16 protein-coding genes are annotated in these 25,581 nt (G+C 51.6%); 11 read left to right on the top strand and 5 right to left on the bottom strand.

Annotated elements, in window-relative coordinates; all coding sequences use genetic code 11:
- Nucleotides 1–186 precede the first annotated feature (186 nt).
- Complete coding sequence (locus tag NDI52_RS23125; RefSeq protein ID WP_199308004.1) at nucleotides 187–3,459, top strand: GAF domain-containing protein; 3,273 nt, start codon at nucleotides 187–189, stop codon at nucleotides 3,457–3,459.
- Nucleotides 3,460–3,825: 366 nt separating this feature from the next.
- Here the strand turns inward: NDI52_RS23125 and NDI52_RS23120 are convergent, their stop codons facing one another.
- The 3 genes from NDI52_RS23120 to NDI52_RS23110 all read right to left on the bottom strand — a co-directional run bounded on the left by NDI52_RS23120 (nucleotide 3,826) and on the right by NDI52_RS23110 (nucleotide 8,211).
- Nucleotides 3,826–4,782 (bottom strand): RNA polymerase sigma factor, RpoD/SigA family, encoded by a 957-nt coding sequence (locus NDI52_RS23120; protein WP_190775533.1) that lies wholly within the window; start codon nucleotides 4,780–4,782, stop codon nucleotides 3,826–3,828.
- Nucleotides 4,783–5,511: 729 nt separating this feature from the next.
- On the bottom strand, nucleotides 5,512–6,282 hold the full coding sequence (locus tag NDI52_RS23115; RefSeq protein ID WP_190775532.1) for an RNA polymerase sigma factor SigF: 771 nt from the start codon (nucleotides 6,280–6,282) through the stop codon (nucleotides 5,512–5,514).
- Nucleotides 6,283–7,392: 1,110 nt separating this feature from the next.
- Entirely contained in the window at nucleotides 7,393–8,211 is an 819-nt protein-coding gene (locus NDI52_RS23110) for a photosystem II manganese-stabilizing polypeptide (protein WP_190775531.1), read from the bottom strand.
- Nucleotides 8,212–8,739: 528 nt separating this feature from the next.
- On the opposite strand from NDI52_RS23110, the gene NDI52_RS23105 reads away from it, so the two are divergent.
- Both NDI52_RS23105 and clpP read left to right on the top strand, forming a co-directional pair.
- Nucleotides 8,740–9,075 carry a hypothetical protein gene (locus tag NDI52_RS23105; RefSeq protein ID WP_199308005.1) on the top strand — a complete coding sequence of 112 codons (336 nt, stop codon included), beginning with the start codon at nucleotides 8,740–8,742 and terminating at the stop codon, nucleotides 9,073–9,075.
- Between the two features lie 145 nt (nucleotides 9,076–9,220).
- A complete protein-coding gene (gene clpP, locus NDI52_RS23100) occupies nucleotides 9,221–9,847 on the top strand; it encodes an ATP-dependent Clp endopeptidase proteolytic subunit ClpP (RefSeq protein WP_347280072.1) in 627 nt (208 codons plus the stop codon).
- Between the two features lie 238 nt (nucleotides 9,848–10,085).
- On the opposite strand, the gene NDI52_RS23095 is transcribed toward clpP, so the two are convergent.
- A complete protein-coding gene (locus tag NDI52_RS23095) occupies nucleotides 10,086–10,937 on the bottom strand; it encodes a hypothetical protein (protein ID WP_190775529.1) in 852 nt (283 codons plus the stop codon).
- 139 nt (nucleotides 10,938–11,076) lie between these two features.
- On the opposite strand from NDI52_RS23095, the gene NDI52_RS23090 reads away from it, so the two are divergent.
- The 5 genes from NDI52_RS23090 to nagA all read left to right on the top strand — a co-directional run bounded on the left by NDI52_RS23090 (nucleotide 11,077) and on the right by nagA (nucleotide 19,785).
- Nucleotides 11,077–11,877: a hypothetical protein gene (locus NDI52_RS23090; RefSeq protein ID WP_190775528.1), complete on the top strand. Its 801-nt coding sequence runs from the start codon at nucleotides 11,077–11,079 to the stop codon at nucleotides 11,875–11,877.
- Nucleotides 11,878–12,708: 831 nt separating this feature from the next.
- Complete coding sequence (gene ptsP / locus NDI52_RS23085; protein ID WP_190775527.1) at nucleotides 12,709–15,267, top strand: phosphoenolpyruvate--protein phosphotransferase; 2,559 nt, start codon at nucleotides 12,709–12,711, stop codon at nucleotides 15,265–15,267.
- An 88-nt stretch (nucleotides 15,268–15,355) separates the two neighbouring features.
- The gene (gene ptsG, locus NDI52_RS23080; RefSeq protein WP_190775526.1) at nucleotides 15,356–17,296 is read left to right on the top strand and encodes a glucose-specific PTS transporter subunit IIBC; all 1,941 of its coding nucleotides are present in this window, start codon (nucleotides 15,356–15,358) and stop codon (nucleotides 17,294–17,296) included.
- A gap of 151 nt (nucleotides 17,297–17,447) precedes the next feature.
- Nucleotides 17,448–18,254, top strand: a complete 807-nt coding sequence (nagB, locus tag NDI52_RS23075; RefSeq protein ID WP_190775525.1) for a glucosamine-6-phosphate deaminase — start codon at nucleotides 17,448–17,450, stop codon at nucleotides 18,252–18,254.
- A 379-nt stretch (nucleotides 18,255–18,633) separates the two neighbouring features.
- Nucleotides 18,634–19,785 (top strand): N-acetylglucosamine-6-phosphate deacetylase, encoded by a 1,152-nt coding sequence (gene nagA, locus NDI52_RS23070; protein WP_190775524.1) that lies wholly within the window; start codon nucleotides 18,634–18,636, stop codon nucleotides 19,783–19,785.
- A 647-nt stretch (nucleotides 19,786–20,432) separates the two neighbouring features.
- On the opposite strand, the gene NDI52_RS23065 is transcribed toward nagA, so the two are convergent.
- Complete coding sequence (locus NDI52_RS23065) at nucleotides 20,433–21,209, bottom strand: MlaE family lipid ABC transporter permease subunit (RefSeq protein WP_190789504.1); 777 nt, start codon at nucleotides 21,207–21,209, stop codon at nucleotides 20,433–20,435.
- A 239-nt stretch (nucleotides 21,210–21,448) separates the two neighbouring features.
- Between NDI52_RS23065 and NDI52_RS23060 the strand changes: the two genes are divergently transcribed.
- From NDI52_RS23060 to NDI52_RS23050, 3 genes are all read left to right on the top strand, one after another.
- Entirely contained in the window at nucleotides 21,449–21,760 is a 312-nt protein-coding gene (locus NDI52_RS23060; RefSeq protein WP_190775523.1) for a hypothetical protein, read from the top strand.
- Between the two features lie 566 nt (nucleotides 21,761–22,326).
- Nucleotides 22,327–23,871 carry a pitrilysin family protein gene (locus tag NDI52_RS23055; protein WP_190775522.1) on the top strand — a complete coding sequence of 515 codons (1,545 nt, stop codon included), beginning with the start codon at nucleotides 22,327–22,329 and terminating at the stop codon, nucleotides 23,869–23,871.
- A gap of 275 nt (nucleotides 23,872–24,146) precedes the next feature.
- Complete coding sequence (locus NDI52_RS23050; RefSeq protein WP_347280073.1) at nucleotides 24,147–25,562, top strand: pitrilysin family protein; 1,416 nt, start codon at nucleotides 24,147–24,149, stop codon at nucleotides 25,560–25,562.
- The last annotated feature ends 19 nt before the right edge of the window (nucleotides 25,563–25,581 follow it).

Below are 25,581 nucleotides of genomic sequence, written 5' to 3'. Positions count from 1 at the left end.
AAGGTTTCAGCCACTAAAACTGCCCCCAATCGTTTCTATTGTGAGCATAAAATTGGGCATTCTACAGAGTGATTCGTTGAATTTTTTGTCCTTTGGATAAAGTGATCCAAAGGTCTACCAGGGCTGTTTCTACAGATTGTGCAAAATCTCCCGGTGCATCTCTACTCCCACTCGAACCCTCATATCATGCCAGTTCAGTTTCCTGAGGACGATGCGGTCAGGGCCGATATTTTGCGTCAATACCACATCCTTGACACCGAATCGGAAACCGCTTTTGATGATCTGGCCGCCATGGCGGCCCAAATTTGCCAATCGCCGGTGGCGCTTATTGCCTTTTGCCGGGGGGAATCAGGCTCCCAACCCAATCAACGCTACTGGTTTAAAGCGGTTGTCGGGTGGAACGAACCCACCACATCCCTGCAAGACCTCTCGCTATTTACCACTACCCTGCGACAAGCAGAAGGGCTGGTGGTGCCCGACACCCGCACCGATGTGCGCTTCTCTGACGACGGCATTGTGACCGCCGCCAATTCGCCCATTCGGGCCTACAGTGGGGTGCCACTGGTCAGTCCGGGCGGGGTATCCCTGGGGGTGTTGGCCGTGATGGATTGGCTACCCCGCATGTTCACGGCCAGTCAGGTGATGAGCTTGCAAGCTCTGGCCCGGCAGGTGATATCTCAGTTAGAACTGCGGCGACGGACTGTCGTTCTCACAGAAACCATTGCCCGTCACCATCAAATCGAAGCCGATCAGAAACTTTTTCACAATCTCACGTCAGATCTGGTTGGCCTACTGGGTTTTGACGGTTATCTGAAGAACCTGAATCCAAGCTGGCGCAGATCTTTAGGGTTTAGCAACGCCGAGTTAATGGCGAAGCCATTTCTAGACTTCATTCACCCTCATGATCGCGAGAAGGTGCTGAAGCAGATCCAGAAGGTGATCGGTGGCAATCATCAAGTCACTGTAGAGAGTCGCTGCCGCCATACGGATGGGACTTATAGCCGGGTAGATTGGAACCTGACAGCGCTATCGGGGCGATCGCTGATCTACCTCTCTGCCACCCCCCATACCCATCTGGGGCATCTCCCCGGCCCCCAATCCGAAACCGATGCCACTACCACCGCCGCTCTGATTGCTGCCCAAAACCAGCACTGTGTCGTGTCGATGACAGACCGGGACGGCACGATTACTTATGTGAACGATCGCTTCTGCGAAGTCTCCTGGTATACGCGCGACGAGCTGATCGGCCAGACCCATCGCCGCATCAACTCGGGCTATCATCCCCCCGAATTTTTTCAAGATCTCTGGAAAACCATCACCTCAGGGCACAGTTGGCACGGTGAAATCTGTAACCGTACCAAAACCAATTTGTTGTTTTGGATGGAGACCACGATTGTTCCGGTTCCCAATGACCAGGGTGTTCCTGAGTATTACATTGCCATTGCCACGGATATTACCGAGCGCAAGCATACCGAAGACGAGCTGAAAGAGCGATCGCACCTGGCTGAGCTGGGAGCGGAAATGGGTGGCGTCCTCTCCCATGGTGGAGTTGTGAATGAACTGCTAACCTCTTGCGCGAATCTGATGGTGCGCTATCTGCATGTTCCCTTCGTACGGTTGTGGACGCTGAACCCTGACACCCGCTTGCTCGAGCTTCAAGCCGTTGCCGGGCATCATAGCCAGCCGAAGGAGTTTAGCTCTCGCATTCCCCTGGGGATTTCCATCGTTGGTTTCATTGCGCAGAGCCACCAGCCCTACTTTACTGACACTGTAACGAATGATGTCTGCATTGGCGCAAAGGATTGGTTGGAACGGGAGCAGCTTCAAAGCTTCACGGGTTATCCGCTCATTGTGGAAGATCGCCTACTTGGCGTCATGGCTCTGTTCGATTGCAAACCCATGTCCCAGGCAGTCCGCAAAACTCTCGGCCTGGTAGCAAACAATATTGCAGTTGCCATTGATCGCACCCTGGCTCGCGCCGAGCTGATGAGCCGTCGAGAAGCGCTATTGTTCCGGCTAGCCAGCCAGATTCGGGATTCTCTGAACCTGGATGAAATTCTGGAAACGACTGTCAATGAGATCTGGTCGTTGTTGCAGATCGATCGCTGTCATTTCCTCTGGTGCTGGCCCAGCCAGGATGCACCTACCCTGGTGATTACCCATGAGGCGCGGGATCCTAAACTGCCCAGTTTTCGGGGGGATTACCCTGAGCCTCAGGCCGCCATTCTTGCCCGCCGTATTCTCAATCTCGAGATGGTGCGGGTCGACAATCTGACCCAGGAGGCCGAACACCGTGATCCTGAACTACAGGAGGTGTTGGAGCATATGGATGCGCTGGCCCAAATCATGATTCCCCTGGAGACACGCTCGGGACGTTTAGGTGCAATTGTCTGTAGCCATGGCTATGTTCGGTTGTGGAGTGACAGTGAAATTGAGTTATTGAAGGCAGTAGCGGATCAGGTGGCGATCGCCATCGACCAGGCTGAGCTTTACTCTAAGAGCCGTGCCGCTGCCAGTGCGGCAGAGACACAGGCTCAACAGCTCAGTGAAGCCTTACAAAACTTGCAACAAACCCAGGCCCAGCTGATCCAAACAGAGAAAATGTCCAGTTTGGGCCAGATGGTGGCTGGCATTGCCCATGAGATCAATAACCCCGTCAATTTCATCAATGGCAACCTCGTGCATGCCAACAACTACACCAAAGATTTGCTACACCTGCTGCGCCTCTACCAGGAGCACAACCCCTCCCCTACCTCAGAAATTCAGTCAGCACTCCAGGCCATCGATATCGATTTTGTCAGTGATGACCTGCCTAAGCTGATGTCTTCCATGAAGATCGGAGCCGATCGCATTCGCCAAATTGTCCTATCCCTCCGCAACTTCTCCCGGCTAGACGAAGCCGAGAAGAAGCCGGTGGACGTCCACGAAGGGATTAACAGCACTCTACTGATTCTGCAAAACCGCATGAAGACCTGCCCTGATGGGGGTGTCATTCAGCTCATTAAAGAATATGGTCACCTACCTCTGGTGGAGTGCTATGCCGGGCAGCTCAACCAGGTATTCATGAATATCTTTGCCAACGCCATCGATGCCCTGGAAAACTACGGCGAACCCCGCATCATCAGCGTTCGCACTGAGTTCACCCCGCAGGAGGACTCCACCAAACCCTCCTCCTGGAACGGAGCTAAGGAGATTCAGCCCGGCACGGTTACCGTTTACATTCGCGATAACGGGCCAGGTATGAATGCTGAGACGCGCGATCGCCTGTTTGATCCCTTCTTCACGACTAAACCTGTGGGCAAAGGTACGGGTCTTGGCCTTTCCATCAGCTACCAAATCGTTGTCCAGAAGCATAATGGCAGCTTAGAATGCCGATCCGAACCAGGCCAAGGCACCGAGTTCATTGTTCGCATTCCGACTCAACAGCCAGATATCGTAGAAACTCCCATTCGCTGTTGAAGATAAAAAGTAGGACGCATTGCTCCCTACCGGGTGCAATCTAGTACTTCCCCACACCCAATCTGCCTAGTGGGATGTAGCGGGCTTTGCCCGCTACATCCCACTAGTACGCTGAGGCGGAAATCCATCACCTATGTTTTTGTGTAGGGTGCGAAGCACCCTACACAAAAACATAGGTTGCAAACTTAGGCCGCAGCCTACTAGGCAGATTGGGGACCGTCAGAATCGGTGGGGTGAACTAAGAATTGGGCCAATTAGTTGGCTCTAAGTATGTAGTGCCATAGATAGCATTTGAATAAAGAATGGAGCGGTGTTAGGCGCCGCTCCATTCTTTAATACAGTTTGTTCAGCCGAATTTGAGATGACCTAGCTAGCTAGATACTCACGAATATCGGCCCGACGCTTACGCAGCTTGTTAAGGGCTTCCCGTTCAATCTGGCGAACTCGTTCCCGGCTAATATTGAGGCGATCGCCAATCTTTGCCAGCGTTAAAGAACGGCCATCTTCCAGACCAAACCGGAGGGATAGCACTTCCCGCTGCTGAGGCGTCAGGTCTTCCATCAAGATTTCCAATTCGCCCCGAAGAGAGATTTGGGAGGCAAAATCTTCAGGGGATGGGCCGGTGTCCTCCAGAAGCTCACCCAGTTCTGTATCCTGGTTGTCGCCTACGCGCAGATCGAGGGAGAGGGGCAGACGAGATTTCTCCAGGTACTCCCGCACCTGCTTCACCGATAACTCTAGTTCGTCTGCTAGTTCAGACATGGTAGCAGCGCGACCCAGTTTCTGAGCGAGTTGCCGTTGAGCCTTTTTGATTTTGTTAAGTTTCTCAGTAATGTGGATGGGGAGCCGAATGGTACGGCTCTTTTCGGCGATCGCCCGAGTAATAGCCTGCCGAATCCACCAGTAGGCATAGGTTGAGAAGCGATAACCCTTGGAGGGGTCAAACTTTTCAACACCACGCTGCATTCCGATAGTACCTTCCTGAATTAAGTCAAGAAGATCCACATTACGTTTAATGTATTTTTTCGCAACGGAAACGACAAGCCGTAGATTGGCTTCTACCATCTTCCGTTTGGCACGTTCCCCTTCAGCGATCACCTGCTCCAAATCCTCCAGGGAGATTTGAGCCCGTTGAGCCCACTCCGGTAAATCAGGCTCATAGCCCAACTCGGAAGTCATATCTTCCCGGAGTTCATGCAGCAGCCCCAGGCGGCGCACCTGTTTTCCATAAATAATCTCTTGTTCATGGGTTAAAAGTGGCACCCGCCCAATCTCTCGGAGGTAAGCCCGTACTGGATCTGTAGAACCTTGGGATGTTTTCATGGCGAAAACCTCGCTTCCGTGTGAGGTTAGAACAATTGTACTAATAATTAAAAGGCTAGAGTGATGTCCATGCAAGAGTCCTTGCACTGAGAGACTGAGCGATACAATCCTCTAGAAAATTACGGACGTGATTAGAAGATGCCTATGCCCTTTCTCCGCAAAATCGAACTGGATCCCTAAATTTCAATACTGCTCTCCAGCAACACACAATATGGGTGCGGATAAACAGGATCTTTTATGGATTCCAAAAATGAGACACCGGCCTCGTGAATATTAAAGATTGTAACATTTATTAAGTTTTTGCTTATCCCCCCTATGAGGGAGAGATATACCAGTCGGGCTTGGATTAGTTCTAAGCTACTGGTAAAAAACGAAATTGAATGCATCTACCACAACAAATTTAAGATTGTCAGAGGAGAAAGAATAAAGTTTCATCCTCATCAAATCTCCCTGCCATGCTAGAGACACTTCTAAGGATTCCTGGGTTGTCCTGTCATTCTGAGCCTTTCTGGCTGTCTCAGACCAGTACCTTTTAGCCTAAGCCGTGAGTGGTGGGCAGGCTCTACTTTAAAGGGGAAAACCCTATCAACCACGGGCTTTAGACAAAAAGAGAGTGAGAGCAAGGCTCCCACTCTCTTTTATTAATAAATAGATAGGTAGTACCACTACACGAATTTACAATGTCCCGTGAACCCTCGTCCTCATAGGTTACCTGAGAGCGATCGAGCCTTAAACTGCGTGCATTGACTTCTTCAGCAGCTTCAGTCCTTTCTTAACGCGCCGAGATACGGTTACCGCGCTAATCCCAAGGCGCTCTGCCGTTTCCTTTTGGGTCAAGTCGTGCAGAAAGACGAACTCTAGTACGTCGCGAGTGCGCTTCTCTAGTTGAACCAGCGCTTGCTGTAAGCGAATTTGGTCTTCCTGAGCCAATTGGAAGCTGCGGTATTGGGGGTCAGGCAGAAGCTCACCCAGGCTGGTAGAGCTATCCTCTTCATCACGCATGGGAGCATCAAGACTCAGCGGAGCGCGATTTCGGTAGGCCAGCTTGATTTGCTGCCACTCTTCAATAGAGATTTCCAGAGCTGTTGCCAATTCTGTATCGGTGGGTTGGCGGCGCAGTTGAGTCTGCATTTCGCGGGTTACAGCAGCAGCCTGATGCTGTAGAGCTTGCCAACGACGAGGAATGCGAACAGCAGACCCCTTGTCGCGCAAGTAGTGCTGAATTTCACCGCGAATGTAGGGAATTGCAAAGGAACTAAAGGCGTGGCCCTTGCCCATATCGAACCGCTCGATGGCTCGAATTAGCCCCATACTACCAACCTGGATTAGATCCTCGTAACTTTCTGTGCACTGGTTAACCCAATGGTGGGCCTCCTTGCGAACCAGGCCAAAATTTAGTTTCACCAGTTGATTGCGAATGAGGGGAGTGGGATTGTTCTGGTACTCCCGCAACAGTTCTAGAGTCTCGCTTTTAAGTTCGTTGGTGACTGGAATAGACATGACGAGTTTCAGGTAGGTTCAGGTGACAACACAAAGACCACTGAATTCTTGTACGAATATTCGGGGGAATTTAGGACAAGGAGTTCAGTGCTAGAGGCTCGAGATCCGTGAGGAAAACAGGCTCTCATTTGGTAAATAGAAGACGCTAATTAAACCTATTCTGGGACTCCACTGTTCATCAACGGCATTTTTACGGAACCACCCATTTGCTAATAGAGACCGTGAAATCATTGCAAAACAGAGGTATTCGAAAGAAATGGAAACAGCGTCGGCAGAATCTGAACACAATCGCTCAGCGGGAACCCCTTATGCTCACCAATCTTACGGACAAATCCGTTACATTCTTAAAAAAAACAGCAAACTTTTGGACAAATTGAATATTTAATCATTATTTATTGGAAGTTTCTAAAGATATTAATTTTTTTCCGGTTTTAGATTGACGAGATTCGGCTCTATTTCATGAGAAAAGGCTAGGGGGTACGGCCCAGGGGCACAGAAAACAGCCTTTATTTTGTGAACTCAACGGAAGTGTATTGCTCATAAAACATTGGTCGGTTTTCAAACAAAGGATTTTATCATTTGTTGCGCTAGTGGCGGTGGTTGTACTGAGCTCCCGACATTATTTCATGAATTTCCCTTTTATATCTCAAATTCCTCCCATTTCTACTTAAAACCTTCTGGTTTTTGATGGGATATTTCTCGCTTGAACTTTATAGAAATGACATGAGATCCATTTCTTTGTGAAGGAAATGTAAAATTTCTCTCTCGCCTCATCAGTCATGTTTCAAGCAGGTGGATGGATGTGGTGAAAGGGGAAGGGGGCTCTATACCCCTCACTTTTGACAAACTTAGGCTGTCGAGTACTAGGAGAATGGTCTGGCTGCGATCGCCTTACGCATAAGGCCTTGAGTTATGTTCTGGAAGTGTGGATGGGGTGTGGAGGAAAAGACATAACCGTGCTCTTTCTTCCACATCCCATCCACAGGTTTGAAATAAAACTAAACAGGTCTTTAAAAAAAAGGAGCCAAAAGGCTCCTTCCTAAAAGTTCCAATAGAATTCTGAGAGCTAGATTTAAGAACTCTCAGACTGGTAGGTTTCTAAAGCAGATTCTAGGCTGCCTCAACCCGAGCATAGAAGCGACCACGGATTCGGACATCCACTGCCTCCTTACCACCCATGTCAGTATCGGAAGGTTGAATGCTCTCAAAGGTGCCAGAGATTTCGCCCGTTGCTTCATCAACTTTGGTGACTTGCATGGAGATCCGGCCACGGCCCACATCGAACTTCTTCTTATTCTCCCGTTGTAGCTCTTCGCTATCTGCTTGAGCAGGTAGGGCTACAGCACTGTCATAGCCCGTAGCCAAACCACGGCCTTTAGGATCCAGGAAGTTAGCCGTCCGGTAAGAGGGAACCTTGAACTCTCCTTCAAAGTCGGTGGATGCGTTAATGCTGCCAGAGCCGGCGGCGGAAGCAACCAAGCCTTTGATGGTAAACAGGAAGGGAACCTCTTCGCCACCGGGGAGAAGAACAGTAGTTGCCTGGAAGTCAAACCCGTCTTCTTCAACGAATTTTAGGCTGTTATTCTCGCCAAGCTTAAGAGAGCCGCGTACCTGGTCAATTGTGGTGGTGTAGCGGGTTAGGGTTTTGCCCTCGACAAATTGAGCCTCTTGACGCTTGTTAACGGGCTCCTCTTTGACCGCGTAGCTGGTAGGTTCCAGGCAAAGATCAACGAGAGAGTAAGATTGGCTAGCGTTAAGGGGAATGGAGCCCCGACGAATTTCGGTGACCTCAGGGCAGGCGTTGGCGAGACCTGTGCCTCGGATTTGTTCGTAGGTCAGGGGGCCTTTGTCAGAGGGAGCCTGACCGCAGGCCGTCAGCAAGCCCATGCATAATGCAAGGAATGCGACAACGAGAGCGCGATACCTCATGATGAACCTCGAATATCTCTTTTCTTAATCTGATTGTTTTTGGATGGGTGGGCCGAAGCCATATACAGATCAGCTAATCAGCATTCTACAGGAGGTTGCGCCTCTGTTCTCTGGCTTCTCACAACATTTCTGGCCGAAGGTTTTGTTCTAGTTTGGGCCGTTCTGTGTTAAGGGCAGGGGACATGAAGTACCTGACGCCTCCGATTGCATGAGAATTCATCATCTCTATAGCGGTATCAAGTTAATTAAGTATAGAGGGTAGTGTTGTGGCACGTGGCGCTACACTACCCTCTGTACTTATTCAATCCAAGTTTTCGCGCGAAAAAGTGCATGCAGTCGGACCAGTCGTTCATGGTGAACGGTTGTTGGTGCAGGGGCGGGAGAATCTGGAAAAGACTGCCGTTGCATGAAGGTATGGATAAATTTGCTCCTTGGTTTTGGGTTAGGGCGGCTATCAGGGAGACTATTTTATATACGCTATGGTTGCGGCATACTGGTTTGCTACTTTGTTTGGAGCGTTAGCATCCTATGGAGAACTATCCTATTGAAGAAAGTATTGTAAAGAGGCAACAGCAGGAGAAGGATCAGGAGGCGATCGCCCAACTGGTTCAGAAGACTGCTGACTCTTATCGAGGCGATGGGGAGGCGTTGTTGGGTCTGCTCAGGATTCTCGAAAAGCTCCATCGAGAGATTCGGGACGAACTGTTTCAGGAAACCCTTCCTAAAACGCGCCATGAACTTTACGCCTTGCTACGGGATATTGAGGCGAGTGGGGGGTGGCCTTACATTGGACGAATGCGGTTACAGGCTCTCCTGACTAACCTATTAGAGCCGGATGAACCGCAGCACTCTTCGGAGCCGTGAAATGGATTCCTAAAACTGTGCCGCTTGCACTCCGAACGGCACAGTTTTGGGAGTAATAGTTTTGAGCGTATTTGTAGGTGGGCGATCGTGAATCCGCACTCCGCTTCGCCGGGGAAATCAGTAGAATGAGAGAAATTCCTCGATTGTGAAGCAACGCGGCATGATTCCAACCGTAATTGAACAGTCCGGACGCGGCGAACGCGCCTTTGATATCTACTCTCGCCTGCTGCGGGAGCGGATCATTTTTCTAGGGCAGCAAGTTGACTCGGAAGTTGCCAACCTGATAGTGGCCCAGTTGCTTTTCTTAGAAGCGGATGACCCCGAAAAAGACATTTATCTCTACATCAATTCGCCGGGTGGCTCCGTTACCGCTGGGATGGGTATTTTTGACACCATGAACCACATCCGCCCTGACGTATGCACCATCTGTGTTGGTCTGGCTGCCAGCATGGGCGCATTTCTCCTGGCAGGAGGGGCCAAGGGCAAGCGCAGCAGCCTGCCTCACTCCCGTATTATGATCCACCAGCCTCTGGGGGGTGCTCAAGGGCAAGCCACAGATATCGAGATTCAAGCTCGGGAGATTCTGTATCACAAGCAAAATCTGAACCGTTGGCTGGCAAACAATACTGGCCAACCCCTTGAAAAGATCGAGCGGGATACAGAGCGCGACTTCTTTATGTCTGCTCAGGAAGCTGTAGAGTATGGCCTGATTGATCAGGTTATTGACAAGGCAGCAGTTGGTAGCCGTCCTCCGGTTACAGCGGCTAGCTAGCTTTAACTTGACAGAAGTCTTAAACAGGTGCGTCATAGGCGCACCTGTTTTTTATCCTGCGCCAAAAGCCAGAATATATAGCAATGGTAAGTGCGTTAAGTACAGCAACGGTGGTGTGGGGCACTTCGTGCCCCACACCACCGTACTTAATCAACTCGCACAGCGCTATATATACATTGCCCATTTTTGCGTGTGCGCTGCGCGCTCAAAAACGCCCTTAAGCCGAACTAGAGTTACTTTACAGAGCTGGGGGAGACGGTTGAGCTTTGAGGTAGCTCAAAAACTCGTAGAGTTCTAGCTCGGTGAGCTCTGAGCGGGTTTGCTTGTTATAAGTTTGAGACAGATAGTCTCGTCCGCGGATTCGGCTCCAGCCCAGGCGTTGCAACTCTACATCCGTCTGCGCGATGACATCTGATAAATCTACTGATTCAGGGACTCGGGAGGGCTCAGCCCTGGTTTCCTTACGACGAGGCTTTTTAGTGCCACTGGAGGCACTATCCTCAGGATTTTTCTTGAGCAGCTCGCTGGCTGGGATCATCTGTTCCAACACCTGACGTGGGTCGGGGCCATCGTCAGGTTCGTCGAGAGGATTTTGATATGTATGGCTATAGAGGTCGGCAACCACTGGCCCTGCTGAAAAATCTTCGTCAAAGGAAGGTGCAGGGATGGGGGCTGATATTGCAGGTGGCAGCGGTTCTGGAAGGGGCGATCGCCCAATTGGTGTGGTTATGGCTGGCAAGGGAGGCGTAACTGTCGCTGCTGCTGAAAAACTGCCACTTAATGGTAGTTCAGGACTGGGAATGGAGGAACTAGATGAGGGGCTTGCTGGGAGCTTGAGTGCTTGAATAGCCCGTTCTTTAGCCCGATCCTCGGCGGCTTCAATCGTATGAGCGGCGGCCAGACCTGATGCCAGAGCCATACCATTAACCTGGACTAATGCCCGGACGATGAACTGCCCATCCTGTACGGTCACAAACTCGGCTACAACCACTGCCATAGGCCAGGTTGCCCGCAACTGTATAAGTAAACTATCCAACAACGCCATGCTCTCCCGTGAGGCGATTCCCCGGTAACTCAAATCTAAAATCAAGCTTCTATGAGTTTTCCACGTTAAGCTGATTAAAGGGAATTTGCAAGCTGTAGCACTTTTGTCCCGGTAAGCCAAGACTACCCGGGTAGAGGCGATCGCTTCCCCGGTTGCAATTCACCAGTCGTCTGATGTGGGGTTCATGCTGGATTCTTTACTTGAGCCAAATTTTGGGGCAGATACTCTGCTGTTACTGCCCGTCCTAATTGCGCTAGAAGCTGTCTTGTCAGCAGACAATGCTATTGCGTTGGCGGCGATCGCCCAGGGGTTGGGTACAGCCAAACTCCAGAAACAAGCGCTAAATTTGGGTTTGCTGGCAGCCTTTCTGTTACGGGTGGTACTGATTCTATCGGCCACCTGGGTCATTCGTTTCTGGCAGTTTGAGCTGGCGGGTGCCCTGTATTTGCTGTGGTTGGTGTTTCAATACTTCACCTCTGACGAAGAAGAGGTGGGTGGCGAAGCTCATCATCGTGGGCCGCGGTTTCGCTCCCTCTGGCAAGCGATTCCGGTGATCGCCATTACGGATCTGGCGTTTTCTCTGGATAGTGTGACGACCGCGATTGCTATCTCCGATGAGATCTGGCTGGTGCTAACGGGTGGGCTGATTGGAGTGCTGTCGTTACGACTAATGGCGGGATTGTTTATTCGCTGGTTGGACGAATACACGCACTTGGAAGATGCCGGTTACTTGACGGTATCCCTGGTGGGACTGCGGTTGCTGGTTCGCGTGATCCATCCAGAATTGGTTCCGCCCGAGTTTGTGATGATTGGGGCGATCGCCCTCCTCTTCATATGGGGTTTTTCTAAGCGCAATCAGCCATTAGAATCCACTCCTGTAACGGAGGCTCTGCCGACTGTAGATGGGCTGGAAGAGACCCGGCAACACGCTGTGACTGCTTTAGAGACGCGCACAGAAACCGTAGAAGAAGTCTCTGCTGAATAACTATTGAACGACCCGTAGTAGTAGAGAAGGGTGGGCGCTAAGCGTTCACCCTTCTCTACTATTACGGCTAGTAAATGGCGTTGCTCAGTCGGAATAGTAGTCCATTTCTAAACATACGCAAACTTCAGTCATTAAATATAGCGGTATCCAGGCTAATTAAGTACAGAAGGTAGTGTGTGGCGTGGCGTGCCACACACTACCTTCTGTACTTAATCAACTCACACAGTGCTGTATTAGATTGATACAGCTTTTTAAGGGCTTAAATCCTATTCTAGACTCCTTCTTTGTAGTGATAAAAAGAACAGCCAGGCTACTCAGTAAGATAGAGAGAAACCGTCTGTTATTAAGTATTAAAACTCAGAACAACAAGCAAATTAAAAATGGAAAGCGGCATTACAAACGAGGTAAATAGATAGCAGGTATCTATGGGGAACTTTTGAAAAAAAGCAAAGCGTTTGTTCGCACTTACAGCATTTTTTGCTTTAGAAGGGATGAGAGATGGATGTGGACCGAACTCTCGTATCCATCCCTCGTCCTTTACCGGAGCCGTAAGGGTTATATATGTGCGCAAGCCGAATACGCGTGCGTTTGAGTCCTATTTAGAAGGGCTATCGTTCGCGAATATGGTTTGAGAAGTGTTATTTGTTTGGAGCAGTTGTAATAAGTCTTCAAGCTTCTTAAATGAAAACGTTGCTTAAGGCACATGGATTCTCAATCGGAATATTATCCAATGACTTTAAGTGATCAGTAGCTGACGTCAGTCTTTCAAAACACATCTGATTTTTAAGGCTTTGAAGTCACTTTTAAAAATAGAAGCTTGGGAGAGACTAAATGGCCTATACAACAACCGCGAAGTCGTCTGCGACCCGTGTGTTATTGGTAGCTCCGCTTTCGGGTATGCTTTTACCGATTGACCGTGTTCCGGATCCAGTTTTTGCCCAGAAAATGGTGGGTGATGGCATTTCCATTGATCCAACCAGTCAAATTTTGCAAGCTCCCTGTGATGGGGAAGTCATCCAATTGCATCCGTCCAACCATGCCATTACTCTTCGTACGGCAGAGGGCTTGGAAGTATTGATGCATATTGGTCTGGATACCGTAACGTTACGGGGTCAGGGATTTAGCCCGAAGGTGGCAGTGGGCGATCGCGTCAAAGTTGGAGATCCCCTCATCGCCTTTGATGCTGATTATGTCGCGCTTCATGCTGTCAGCTTGCTGACCCAGGTCGTGATTACCAATAGCGATCGCGTGGCGCAATTCGTTCCACAAACGGGCAACGTGGTTGCAGGCCGCGATATGGTGCTGGAACTCGCCCTCTCAGCTGCTGCCACCGGAGCCCTCTCCACGGAGGGAAATGTGGTGCGTTCCGAGGAAATTGTGATTCCGAACCCTGAAGGGTTGCACGCGCGGCCATCAGCGGTGCTGGTTAATTTGGCCAAGAAGTATAAGGCTGAGTTGCGGCTACGGCGTGGTAATGACCAGGCCAATGCCCGCAGTGTCGTTGCCCTGATGGGGATGCAAATCAACCGGGGAGATGTGGTTATTCTGGAGGGCCGGGGGGATGATGCGGAGGGGGCGATCGCTGAGCTCTCTGAAGCGATTCGTTCCGGTCTGGGTGAAGAGGGAGCAAAGCCAATGCCCGCTCCTTCTAGCATTGCCCAGATGGAAGAGGCTAAACCCGCCCCGCGCCCTCGTTCGGAGGACCCCAATGTGATTCTAGGCGTGGCCGCATCTCCGGGGATGGCTGTCGGTTACCTGCACCAGGTCAAAAATCAGGAAATTGCCGTAGAAGAGGTCGGGGGCACGCCGAATCAGGAACAGCGCAAGCTGGAACAGGCGATTGAACAGGCTCGATTAGAGGTGGAAGCTCTGCGGGCCAAGGTCCATGGCCAGGGGGATCCCAAGAAGGCTGCAATTTTTGCGGCTCACCAGGAAATTTTGGAGGATCCAGAGATTTATGACAGAACGGCAAGCCTGATTACCGAAGGGAAAAGTGCTGCTTATGCCTGGAAGCACGTGTATACCAGCCAGGCCAATCAGTTGGCAAAGTTGCAGAATACCCTCCTGGCTGAGCGAGCCAACGATTTGCGAGACGTTGGCGGGCGAGTACTCCGGATTCTGACCGGCGTGACGACAGAAACGGCAACCTATCCCGAACAGACCGTTCTGGTGGCTGAAGACTTGACGCCATCGGATATGGCTACCCTCGATCGCACCCGCGTCATTGGGTTCTGCACCGTGGCTGGTGGGTCAACGTCACACGTAGCAATTTTGGCCCGATCAATGGATATTCCGGCGATCGCGGGTTCTGAAGAACGGGTAATGGGGCTAGCCGATGGCATGCCGGTCATCCTTGACGGTAGCAAGGGACGTCTGCGGCTAAATCCCAGCTCTGAGGAAATGGAGAGCACCCGCCAGCGAATTCAGCGCGTGGCTGAGAAGCGAAAAGTAGACTTTGCTGCCCGTGAACAAGCTGCTACCACTCGTGATGGCCACCCAATTGAAGTGGTTGCCAACATTGGCAACCAGGAGGAGGCCGAAAAATCTATTGGCCTCGGTGGTGAAGGGGTAGGCTTGCTGCGCACCGAGTTTGTCTTCATGGAAAGCGCCAGTGCCCCATCTGAAGAGGTGCAAAGCCAAATTTACGGTAACATCGCTGCTGTAATGAAGGGCCGTCCGGTTATCATTCGGACCCTCGATGTGGGGGGGGATAAACCTTTGCCCTATATGCCCATGCCCCACGAAGAAAATCCGTTTTTGGGAGAACGGGGGATTCGCATTGGCTTCGATCGCCCCGAAATTTTGCGTACCCAAATGCGAGCGATTCTCCGAGCTTCTCAGCAAGGCACTGTGCGGATCATGTTTCCCATGATTGCGCGGCTGGACGAAATCCGCATGGCCAAAGCCATGTTAGAGGAGGAACGGCAACGGCTGGGGGTGGCTCCCATCGAAGTTGGCATCATGATTGAGGTGCCTTCGGCTGCGGTGATGGCTGACCAGTTTGCCCAGGAAGTCGACTTCTTCTCCATTGGAACAAATGACTTGACTCAGTACACCCTGGCGATGGACCGTGGCCATCCCAAATTGGCCCCCCTCATTGACGGTCTGGATCCAGGGGTACTGCGGTTGATTGACCTGACGGTGCGCGGAGCCAGCCGCTACGGCAAGTGGGTCGGGGTCTGTGGTGGAATTGGCAGCGATCCTCAAGCTATACCGATCCTCATTGGGCTGGGTGTGAAAGAGTTGAGCGTGAGCATACCCACCATTCCCAGCATTAAAGCCCAGATCCGTAACCTGAGCCTGGTAGAGTGCCGAGAATTAGCATCAAGGGCTTTGGCTGCAGAGACTGCCGCTGCTGTGCGCGACCTCAGCCCCTTCATCGAAGAGTAGTTTGTCCGGGTAGACACCCATGGTTTGGAAAACGCTGGGTGTCTTAAACCTTTCCATCTAAATAAATCCCTTCACGACGTTCGTCATTATGTGGAAAAGAGCTTTTGCGCTATTGCAGCAGATGGGAAAGGCCCTGATGCTGCCTGTATCGGTGCTTCCGGTTGCTGGCTTGCTGCTGGGGTTGGGAAGCGCTCGTTTGATTGAACTGCAAAACCTGGAAAGTGGTGTGATTGACAAGGCTACCTTCTGGTGGTTGCCCGAATCTCTAGCGACCATTATGAAGGCGTCAGGGGATGCCATTTTTGGGGCCTTGCCGCTGATTTTTGCCATTGCCGTGGCGATCGCCTATACCGGTAACGACGGGGTTTCGGCTCTGGCGGCCACGGTTGGTTTCATGGTGTTCATCGCATCTCTGGGAGCGGTCGGAGCATTTCGAGAATTTGTCACTGAATCCCAGGTGCAGGAACTGATTCAGGCAGGGGACCCAACCCCTGCGGTATGGATGAAGCCCGTTCTGGGGATTGAAACGCTGGATACGGGGGTCTTCGGCGGTTTGATCATCGGTTGTATTGCTGCCTATTTATTCAACCGCTTCTTCCGAATTCAGTTACCCCAGTATTTAGGATTCTTTGCCGGAAAGCGCTTCGTCCCGATTATTACCGGGTTGACGGCGATCGTCGTTGGGGTGCTGATGAGCATAATCTGGCCTCCTGTGGGTGGTGCGATCAATAACTTTGCGAACGCAGCGGCGAGTGGCAGCAACATACCAGTGTCGGCGGGGACCTATGCGTTGGTGGAGCGATCGCTCATCCCCTTCGGCCTGCACCACGTTTGGAACGTACCCTTCTTCTTCCAAATTGGTTCCTACACCGATCCGGTAACGAATCAATTGGTACGGGGTGACATTAACCGCTTTTTTGCCGGGGATCCCACCGCAGGTATTTTAGGCGGGGGCTACTGGTTCAAAATGTTTGGCCTTCCAGCTGCGGCGATGGCCATCTGGCATTCCGCTAAGCCCAAAAACCGTGCAATCACGGGTAGTTTGATGGTGTCAGCCGCACTCACCTCGTTCCTGACAGGGATTACCGAACCGCTGGAATTCTCCTTCCTATTCGTTGCCCCGCTCCTCTATGTGATCCATGCCGTCATGGCTGGAATCTGTGATTTTCTGTTTGTGGCGCTGGGGGGACGGATGGGCTTTACCTTCTCCCAGGGGTTTATTGACTTTGCGCTGTTTAATCAGTTGGGTAACTGGAACGGCGACAAGGGCGAGGTTTGGAAACTCATCATTGGTGGCGGCATTGTGGTGGCGGCGGTGTATTATTTCGTCTTCCGCTTTGCCATTCGCGTTCTGGATTTCAAAACCCCAGGTCGAGAAGATGAGGAGGTCACCCCCGAGGGCATTGGGGAGGTGGCTGCTGCGGCAGCCACGGGCGGTATGGCTGGAGAACTGGTACGGGCCTTTGGCGGTCGCAACAATATTGCAGTGTTAGACGCCTGTATTACCCGTCTGCGGGTTACTGTTGAGGATAAAGCCAAGGTGAACAAGGGCAAGCTAAAAGCTCTGGGAGCCACGGGGGTTTTGGAGGTGGGCAACAGTGTTCAGGCTATTTTTGGCCCTCGCTCTGAGAACTTGAAGACGGATATGAGTGAGTATCTCAAAACGGCTGGGCCAGAAGCTGATGTGGTTGAGGCTCCTCCTGCGAATCTGGTAGCAGCAGAGCCGACGAATGGAGTGGCGAGCCCTCCCGCTCAACAACGCGACCCCCAAGCGGCTCAAAAGGCAAGCACTATTATCCGTGCTTTGGGTGGGATACAGAATATTCGTCGAGCTGAGCCTGTGGCGCTCACCCGCTTACGGGTGGAAGTGGCCGACAGTAACGCCGTCGATGAGGCAGGTTTACGGAATGCAGGGGCAGAAGGAATTCTGCGGTTACCAGAGGGGGTTTTACACATCCTTTTAGGTCTTGGAGCTGATCAATATGCCAATGAGATTCAGAATCATCTGACTCAGGGGGCCGGTACTTAAAACCTGCACGGTGTGAAATAAAGATAGGGGGAGTTTTCTGGTAGCAGGGGACTCCCTTTTTTAAGGGGCATCAGCGGTAAACACCTATAGCTGATAGGGTCGAGGGGCCATCACAATAAAAACCAGACGCGCAGGATATTAGGGAACAGCAATGCGGTTGATTGTATGTGACAACGGTCAGGTTGGAGAGTGGGCGGCGCGATATGTGCGGCAGCGGATTGTGGAGTTTGGGCCAACGAGCGATCGCCCCTTCGTTCTTGGTCTGCCCACAGGTAGCACGCCTCGCGGGATGTATCGCCGTTTAGTCGAGTTTCACCGTGCGGGTGACCTCAGCTTTCGTCACGTCGTTACTTTCAACATGGACGAGTATGTGGGACTGCCGAAGGATCATCCCGAAAGTTACCACACCTACATGCGCCAGAATTTCTTTGATCATGTTGACATCCCGGCTGACCAAATTCACATTTTGGATGGCAATACCGATAATCCCGATCGCGAGTGTGCAGCTTATGAAGCCAAAATTGAACAGTATGGCGGGATTGAGTTATTTATTGGCGGTGTAGGGGAAGATGGTCATATTGCCTTTAACGAACCTGGTTCGTCTTTAAAGTCTCGCACGCGATTGAAGACGTTGACCTACAGCACCCGCCTGTCTAACTCCCGCTTCTTTCAGGATGATCTGAGTAAGGTGCCAAAATTAGCCTTAACCGTGGGAGTTGGCACGATCTTGGATGCCCGTGAGGTGATGATTCTAGCGCAGGGATTTAAGAAAGCCCAGGCCGTTCAACAGGCGATCGAAGGAGGCGTTAATCATATGTGGACTGTGTCGGCGTTGCAATGGCATCCGCGTGCACTCATAGCGTGTGATGACGATGCAACCCTGGAACTAAAAGTCAAGACGGTACGCTATTTCCGAGAAATGGAAGATCATTCAAGGATGTTAAAGAAGCATTCTTAGATGATCTATAAAATGCTTCTGGGAGATAAGCTCGTGGTGTCTCAAACGTTATGCAATATCTATTACTACATCCACTTAATGAAGGATAAAGGTGCTATGTAGGTTGATTCAGTGCCGCTATAGGTGATTGTAGATATATGGATTTATAGTCGCTGTATAGCATATGATGTTGATTAAATTAAATAAGGCATTTCACTTGTATAGAATCACAAGCAGTTAATGTGTGGAGATTACCTCCACACATTAACTGCTGAATCGATCCATCCAGCACTGTAGAAATTGAAGAAATAAAGTGTCGCGATAGGATGAACTGTGCCGTTAAATTATTAGGTGTTGCAGGAAGTAAGGCCTGTAGTAGCTCAGTGTGGGAGTGAGGGGTATGAATCAGTACGCGTTGGTGAATGGGACATTTTACACGGGGATGGCGATAGTACGCGATCGCGCCCTCGTCATCGCTGGCGATCGCATCCACTCCTTCAGTTCCCTGGATGCATTACCCGCCAATTGCCCCACGATCGATTTAGCTGGGGCCAACGTTTCCCCCAGCTTCATTGATCTGCAACTGAATGGCTGTGGTGGGGTGATGTTCAATGACGCTATCACTGCGGAAACGTTGGACATCATGCACCAGACGAACTTACAAAGTGGAACTACCAGCTATCTGCCCACATTAATTACGGCTGGGGATAAAGATATGCGGGAAGCGATCGCCCTCGTATCCCATTATCGTCAGGCCCACCCCTACCGGGTCTTGGGCCTGCATCTGGAGGGGCCATACCTAAACCCAACACGCAAGGGCATTCACAACGGCGATTTTGTTCGAAAGCCTGACTGGGAAATGTTGGAGGCGATCGCTGCTGCGGGCCGAGAGACGGTGAAGCTGGTGACCCTGGCTCCAGAACAGGCCAGTGCTGAACAAATTCAAGTGCTGACAGAGCAGGGCATTTTGGTGTCGGCCGGGCATACGGATGCCACCTATGGGGAGGCGATCGCTGGGTTTGATGCTGGGGTGAGGATGGCAACGCACCTGTTTAATGCCATGACCCCCTGGCAAGGACGCAATCCCGGTATGGTCGGGGCTGTTTTCTGTAGGCCTGATGTTTACGCTGGCATTATTGCAGATGGGCATCATGTTCATTTCGACAGCATTCGCCTATCCAAACAACTGAAGGGCGAGAAGCTGATTCTGGTTACGGACGCAACGCCGCCTGTCGGGACTGACATGGCATCGTTCATGATTGGTGGGCAAGAGGTTTTCTATCGGGATGGAATGTGTGTGTCGGCAGATGGCACCTTGGGTGGCTCGGCACTGACTATGATAGAAGCCGTTGCCAACTGCGTTCACCATGTTGATATTCCCCTGGAGGAAGCGCTTCGGATGGCGACTTTATATCCGGCGCGGGCGATCGGCGTCGATGGTGAACTGGGCTGGATTGGGGAGGGGGCAATCGCTAACCTCGCCATTTTTAATGATGATCTGGAAATTGTTGGTGTGGTTGATGGTGGTCAGTACTTACCTGAAAGAAGGTGATCCTTCACAGCAAGTCCTACGGTGTTAGTAGGTTGATTCAGTACAAAAGGTAGTGTGTGGCACTACACGCCACACACTACCTTTTGCACTGAATTAACTTGAACAGTGCAATCAGGGGGGAGTATTAGAGACTCTGCTTGGGGACGCGCTGCTCCCCAAACCCCTCGGCTGGAGGACGGGGCACCTTCCCCCAGACCCCCTTGCGCTAAAGGGTTATTGATGGGAGGTGAATGTGGCGCTTCGCATCGGTGGGAGAGGATCAGCTTTATGCGCTGTTGGCAATGAGTGGTTTTAACGTCAGTCGGGTTAAGGGCTTTTTCGAGTGCCGCGCGAAGCGCGGCACTCGAAAAAGCCCATTATTGCGTGCGCGTCGCGCACGCAATAATGGGCGGTTCGGCTTTCCCGAACTGACGTGTTTTCGGTTCAACTTGCTAGAGGAATTCTCCTAAAAAGCCTATTCAGCGGCTTAAGGAGGTTTCTGCATAAGAATTTACCTAGAATGTTGGTACTTTGCCCGCTTCGCGGGCAAAGTACCAACATTCTGGGGGTAATTCCATTACTGGAAATCTCCTAATTTTGTCTATGTTGGGTGGTGAGGGGTCTCGTATGCCACACCATCCAACACAGGTTGATTTCACCGTGCAGGACTAGCTTAAGCCCTGAAATAACAGCCAGGACAGGAAAAAATTAGTCACAAAGATCGCTAACAAGGATGTCACCACAGCAGTCGTGGTCGATTGCCCGACCCCTTTTGCACCGCCCGTGGTGGTCAGCCCCCAACTGGAGCCAATAATGGCAATCAAAACCCCAAACACCACAGATTTGATGATGGCGCTGGTTAAGTCGGAAACCATCAAGAAATTTTGAGCAGAATCAAGGAATACTTTGGGGTCAATACCAAACATCGTGTTGGCAATCAGTACCCCTCCAGACATCCCAGTGACGAACGACAGCAGAGACAGCAGCGGTAACATCAATCCGCAGGCAATTACCCGGGGAATTACCAGATAGTCGATGGGGTCGGTACGCAGCATATACAATGCGTCGATCTGTTCAGTCACCTGCATAGTGCCAATCTCGGCAGCAAAGGCCGAGCCAACCCGACCCGCCACGATCACAGCGGTCAGTACCGGAGCCAACTCGCGGGAAAGGGCCAGGGCCAATACCCCCCCAACCGCAGTCCCTGCCCCCAAATTAATGAACTCGCGGGATACCTGAATGGTAAACACCATCCCCACAGTGGCAGCGGTGAGCAGGGCAATCAGCAATGACCCCGGCCCCACCATAGCCATCTGTTCCATAATGTTGCGGCGGTGGATTTTCCCGCCTAACAGATGCACCAGCACCTGCCCTCCCAAGAAAACGGCGGCGGTAAGACGCTCTGCCCACCGTCTCAAGCTACCTGTTCCCACATCCTGTGCCATGCTGCCACCTACTTGCTGTCGTCGTAACAAACGGCTTCATGAACCCCTGTTAACCTGCCTTGCTCACTATATGAGAAGCCTACGCAAAATTTTCTGGCTTTTCTGAGAGCGATTTAAGATTTCTGGCATTCTACAGGCGATCGCCCTTCCACCCCTTATCGTAGAATTATCGCCTCTCTGCACGAAAAGCTTGCGCTTTTGTGCTGTCTGAGTTCGCTACATTGATCCCTGTCACCCTGATGATTGACATGATGAGTTTGATGCGATCGCTCTTTATCGCCAGCTTTTTTGCATTCCTGGTACCGCTGCTGCTGCTAACCGGGCTTGTAGGAACCACGGCCCTGGCGAGCCACATTCCAGGTATTGCCCCCATTGGGCAAGAGCTGAATCAGTTAGTCCTACAATTTTTTCAAATTTTTGGCTCTGGCCACTGGATTACAGGCGTACTAACGATTGCGGTGGCCTGTAGTCTCGTTGGGTTCCTCTTCGATGCTTACCTGGTGTTTTATCACCAATATCACCGTGCTGTTCACAATCATCCGATGCAATAGGGCATTACACCCGCTGGCTATGCTGACTACACCTCTTCCCTGGCTTGTCGACAAGCCAGGGATTTTGCGTATCTGGGCTGTTAAACCCAAAATTTTGCCTAGGAACCGCGGTAACACGCCAATCCATCCAAAATTTTGGGTTCAACAGCCTATATCGCTGTGCGGGTCGATTAAGTACGGTGGTGTGGGGCACTAAGTGCCCCACACCACCGTTGCTGTACTTAACGCACTTGCACATTGCTATATATCGCTTTATATCGTTTGGTTAGAATCGATTGTTTTTGGAAAGCTGTGTGCAGCAAGGCTTTCCAAAAACAATCCTGCTGCTTCTAAGCGCGTAGTGCTATATAAAGAGATTTTGCCGGAATGAGCGGAGAGCCGCCTAGCTCGTTGGAAGGCTATAGTGGACGGTGGATTAAGTGGACCCTGAGATCGACATCTCAGAAACCTTCAAGCTCAATCCCTGTCTTTAGTTTCCTGGGTTACCATGCCGAGGGGTGGCTATAGCAAGCCAACCTTCAAGGTTTAGAGTCCCCCACGTTTCGTTCATCGCACTTAGAAATTTTATGGTCAATTCCCTTAAGCGCCTGGTTCTGATGGTGCTGGTGGGGGTATGGATGTGGTGCAGTTTGCCCTTGACGGCGATCGCCCGCACCGAAACCGCCTCACCGACGCTCGACCTTCAGCCCTACATCGACCGAGTGTTGGATCGCATCAGCGAGTTTACCCTCGACAATGGCATGAAATTTATCGTCATGGAACGCCATCAAGCCCCTGTGGTGTCGTTCATGACCTACGTAAACGTGGGTGCTGCCTACGAGACGGAAGGCAAAACCGGGGCGGCGCACTTCCTGGAACACCTGGCATTTAAAGGAACACATCGTATCGGAACCACCAACTACGATGCAGAAAAGCGGCTATTCGAGCAGATGGATCAGGTGTTTGGCAAACTCCTGGATGCCCGAGCTAAGCAGCAAGAGTCTGAAGTGGCTCAGCTACAGACCGAATTTGATACCTTGCGCCAGCAGGCGGCCACCTATGTGAAGCAAAATGAGTTCGGGCAATTGGTTGAGCGCTCCGGGGGAGTTGGGTTGAACGCTACCACCTCCGCTGATGCCACCCGTTACTTCTATAGCTTCCCCTCCAACAAACTAGAGCTATGGATGTCGCTGGAATCTGAACGCTTTTTGGAACCCGTCTTTCGTGAATTTTACGAAGAGAAAGACGTGATTCTAGAAGAACGCCGGATGCGGACGGATAATTCTCCCATCGGCAAAATGATCGAAGCGTTTCTGGAAGCCGCATTTCCGGGCCACCCTTACGGTCGGCCTGTGATCGGCTATGCAGAAGACCTTGCGACGCTGACTCGAAAGGATATTGCAGACTTCTACAACACCTACTACACCCCCAATCGCATGGTGATGGCTGTGGTCGGTGATGTAGATACCCAGGCCGTGAAACGCATGGCTGAAACCTACTTCGGGCGGCTCAATCGAGAATCGCGAGCCCCGGATGTTGTGGCCGAGGCTCCCCAGCAAACTGCGCCCAGAGAAGTTGTGCTTAACCTCCAGAGTGAACCCTGGTATCTGGAAGGCTATCAGCGTCCCAGCCTTACAGACCCCACGGATGAGGTCTATTCGGTGATAACGTCTCTGTTGGTTGGAGGTCGCACTTCCCGCCTCTATCAAACGCTGGTGGAAACTGGCCTGGCTCTAAGTGTGGATGTGGCGAATAGCTTTCCGGGCGATCGCTACCCCAACGCCATGCTGCTCTATGCCCTCACGGGTCCCGGTCATACGATTGAAGAAGTTGCCACTGTTTTGGATCGGGAACTGGAACGGCTGAAGACCGAACCCGTCTCCGTGGAGGAGCTGGATCGCGTGAAGACCCAGGTGCGCGTTGGTACCCTGCAAACGCTGTCCTCCAATCAGGGCATGGCGAGCCTGTTGCCTGAATACGAAGCCAAAACCGGGAGTTGGCGCAATTTATTCGAAGATCTGAAAGCGCTGGAAGCTGTTGATGCTGCACAGGTACAGCAGGTGGCTCAACAGACCTTTGTACCGGAAAAATTAACTGTGGGTCGGCTCCTGTCCACCACAACACAGCCCTAGGTCAACGGGTTTTTTGTGCCAAGCGTACGAAAAACAACTGCTCTAACGCAGCCCTAGATTGAAGGTTCTTCTGTGGGCAAGATGCACAGAAAAATCCTTAAACACGATTTCGATTGAGGGGTTGTGACACCCATCGATCTTATCCAGCGACTTGAAAGGAGACTTTGACCCCTATGTTGTGGGTACCGATACAGACAATTTTTTCCCGTCAGCGTGGGCTCGTCCCAGGGCGACGATTCTACAAACGCTCCCTGATGTTTTTTCTGGCAGGCTTGATGGTTGCACTGATGGGGTTACCATCTCCAGTTCGAGCCAATGAAGCTCTGCACTACGACCAGATTCAGTTTCCCCCCTTGCCTGAGGTGACGCTGCCCGACTACACCCGGTTCGAGCTGAGCAACGGCATGGTGGTGTATCTGGTGGAAGACCACGAATTGCCCCTGGTGAGCGGGTTTTCTACCATCCGTACGGGTGCTCGCCTGGAACCAGCGAACCAAACTGGTTTAGCCGCTATCATTGGCCAGGTGATGCGGATTGGCGGCAGTACGGCCCATCCCGGTGATGTGCTGAATCAACTGTTAGAACAGCGGGCTGCGTACATTGAAACGGGCATTGATACCACCAGTGGATCGGTCAGCTTTAGCAGCCTGACTGAGGATCTGGATACCGTGTTCACCCTGTTTGCCGAAGTGCTACGCCAACCTGCCTTTCCCCAGGACAAAATCGACCTGGCCAAAACCCAGTGGCAAGGCTCCATTGCCCGCCGTAACGATGAGCCTGATGGCATCGCCAGCCGTGAGTTTAATAAGCTGATCTACGGTCAAGAGAGCCCCTACGCTCGAACGGTGGAGTACGCCACGCTCAACGCGATTAGCCGCGATGATCTGGTGCGTTTTCACCAGCAATACTTCCACCCCGACAACATGATTCTGGGCATTCTGGGAGATTTTGACTCGGCGAAGATGCGATCGCTCATTGAGACCACCTTCAATAACTGGCCCGCTTCGGCCCAGGCTAACCGTGCCCGCACGGAGCTACCCCCGGTTGCCCAGGCCCAAACGGGTGGTGTCTTCCTGGTTGATCAACCGCAGCTGACCCAAAGCTACATCCAGATCGGCCATCTGGGTGGACAGTTAGATAACCCAAGCCACGCAGCCATGTCGGTGCTGAACGAAGTGCTGAATGGCTTTGGGGGACGGTTGGTGAATGAGGTGCGATCGCGCCAGGGCTTAGCCTATGTGGTATATGCCTATTGGAGCCCGCGATTTGATTACCCTGGCCTATTTGTCGGTGGCGGGCAGACTCGTACCGATGCTACGGTTCCGTTCATCCAGGCGTTTATGTCTGAGGTTGAGAAAGTACGGGAGGAACCTGTGAGTGAGGCGGAGGTTGCTAGCGCCAAGGAAGCGGTACTGAATGCTTTTGTTTTCAACTTTCAGGAACCTTATCAAACGCTCTCCCGCCTGATCCGCTACGAGTACTACGGCTACCCCGATGATTTCATCTTCCGCTACCAGAAAGAAGTGGAAGCGATTACTCCTCAAGACGTTTTGGAAGCGGCCCAAAGTCAACTGAAGCCTGAGCAGTTGGTTACCCTCGTTGTCGGTAACGCGGCAGGAATTCAACCCTCCCTTTCTACCATTGCCCCCAATGGCAGAGTGACTCCGGTCGATATCACAATTCCCCAGTAACGTTTCGCTTTACTATCGC

The organism is Leptolyngbya sp. PL-A3 (assembly GCF_039962325.1).
Lineage (GTDB): Bacteria > Cyanobacteriota > Cyanobacteriia > Elainellales > Elainellaceae > Vacuolonema.
Note: the sequence above shows the minus strand (reverse complement) of the source record. Positions and strands in the feature narration are given on the sequence as shown.

Bases quoted from the DNA above. Each gene is read 5' to 3' on its own strand.
- NDI52_RS23115 (WP_190775532.1), bottom strand. From the start codon at position 6,282: ATGTCTATTCCAGTCACCAACGAACTTAAAAGCGAGACTCTAGAACTG.
- nagB (WP_190775525.1), top strand. From the start codon at position 17,448: ATGCGGTTGATTGTATGTGACAACGGTCAGGTTGGAGAGTGGGCGGCG.
- NDI52_RS23055 (WP_190775522.1), top strand. From the start codon at position 22,327: ATGGTCAATTCCCTTAAGCGCCTGGTTCTGATGGTGCTGGTGGGGGTA.
- NDI52_RS23065 (WP_190789504.1), bottom strand. From the start codon at position 21,209: ATGGCACAGGATGTGGGAACAGGTAGCTTGAGACGGTGGGCAGAGCGT.
- NDI52_RS23105 (WP_199308005.1), top strand. From the start codon at position 8,740: ATGGAGAACTATCCTATTGAAGAAAGTATTGTAAAGAGGCAACAGCAG.
- NDI52_RS23125 (WP_199308004.1), top strand. From the start codon at position 187: ATGCCAGTTCAGTTTCCTGAGGACGATGCGGTCAGGGCCGATATTTTG.
- NDI52_RS23060 (WP_190775523.1), top strand. From the start codon at position 21,449: ATGATTGACATGATGAGTTTGATGCGATCGCTCTTTATCGCCAGCTTT.
- NDI52_RS23120 (WP_190775533.1), bottom strand. From the start codon at position 4,782: ATGAAAACATCCCAAGGTTCTACAGATCCAGTACGGGCTTACCTCCGA.
- nagA (WP_190775524.1), top strand. From the start codon at position 18,634: ATGAATCAGTACGCGTTGGTGAATGGGACATTTTACACGGGGATGGCG.
- ptsG (WP_190775526.1), top strand. From the start codon at position 15,356: ATGTGGAAAAGAGCTTTTGCGCTATTGCAGCAGATGGGAAAGGCCCTG.
- NDI52_RS23050 (WP_347280073.1), top strand. From the start codon at position 24,147: ATGGTTGCACTGATGGGGTTACCATCTCCAGTTCGAGCCAATGAAGCT.
- NDI52_RS23110 (WP_190775531.1), bottom strand. From the start codon at position 8,211: ATGAGGTATCGCGCTCTCGTTGTCGCATTCCTTGCATTATGCATGGGC.
- ptsP (WP_190775527.1), top strand. From the start codon at position 12,709: ATGGCCTATACAACAACCGCGAAGTCGTCTGCGACCCGTGTGTTATTG.
- NDI52_RS23090 (WP_190775528.1), top strand. From the start codon at position 11,077: ATGCTGGATTCTTTACTTGAGCCAAATTTTGGGGCAGATACTCTGCTG.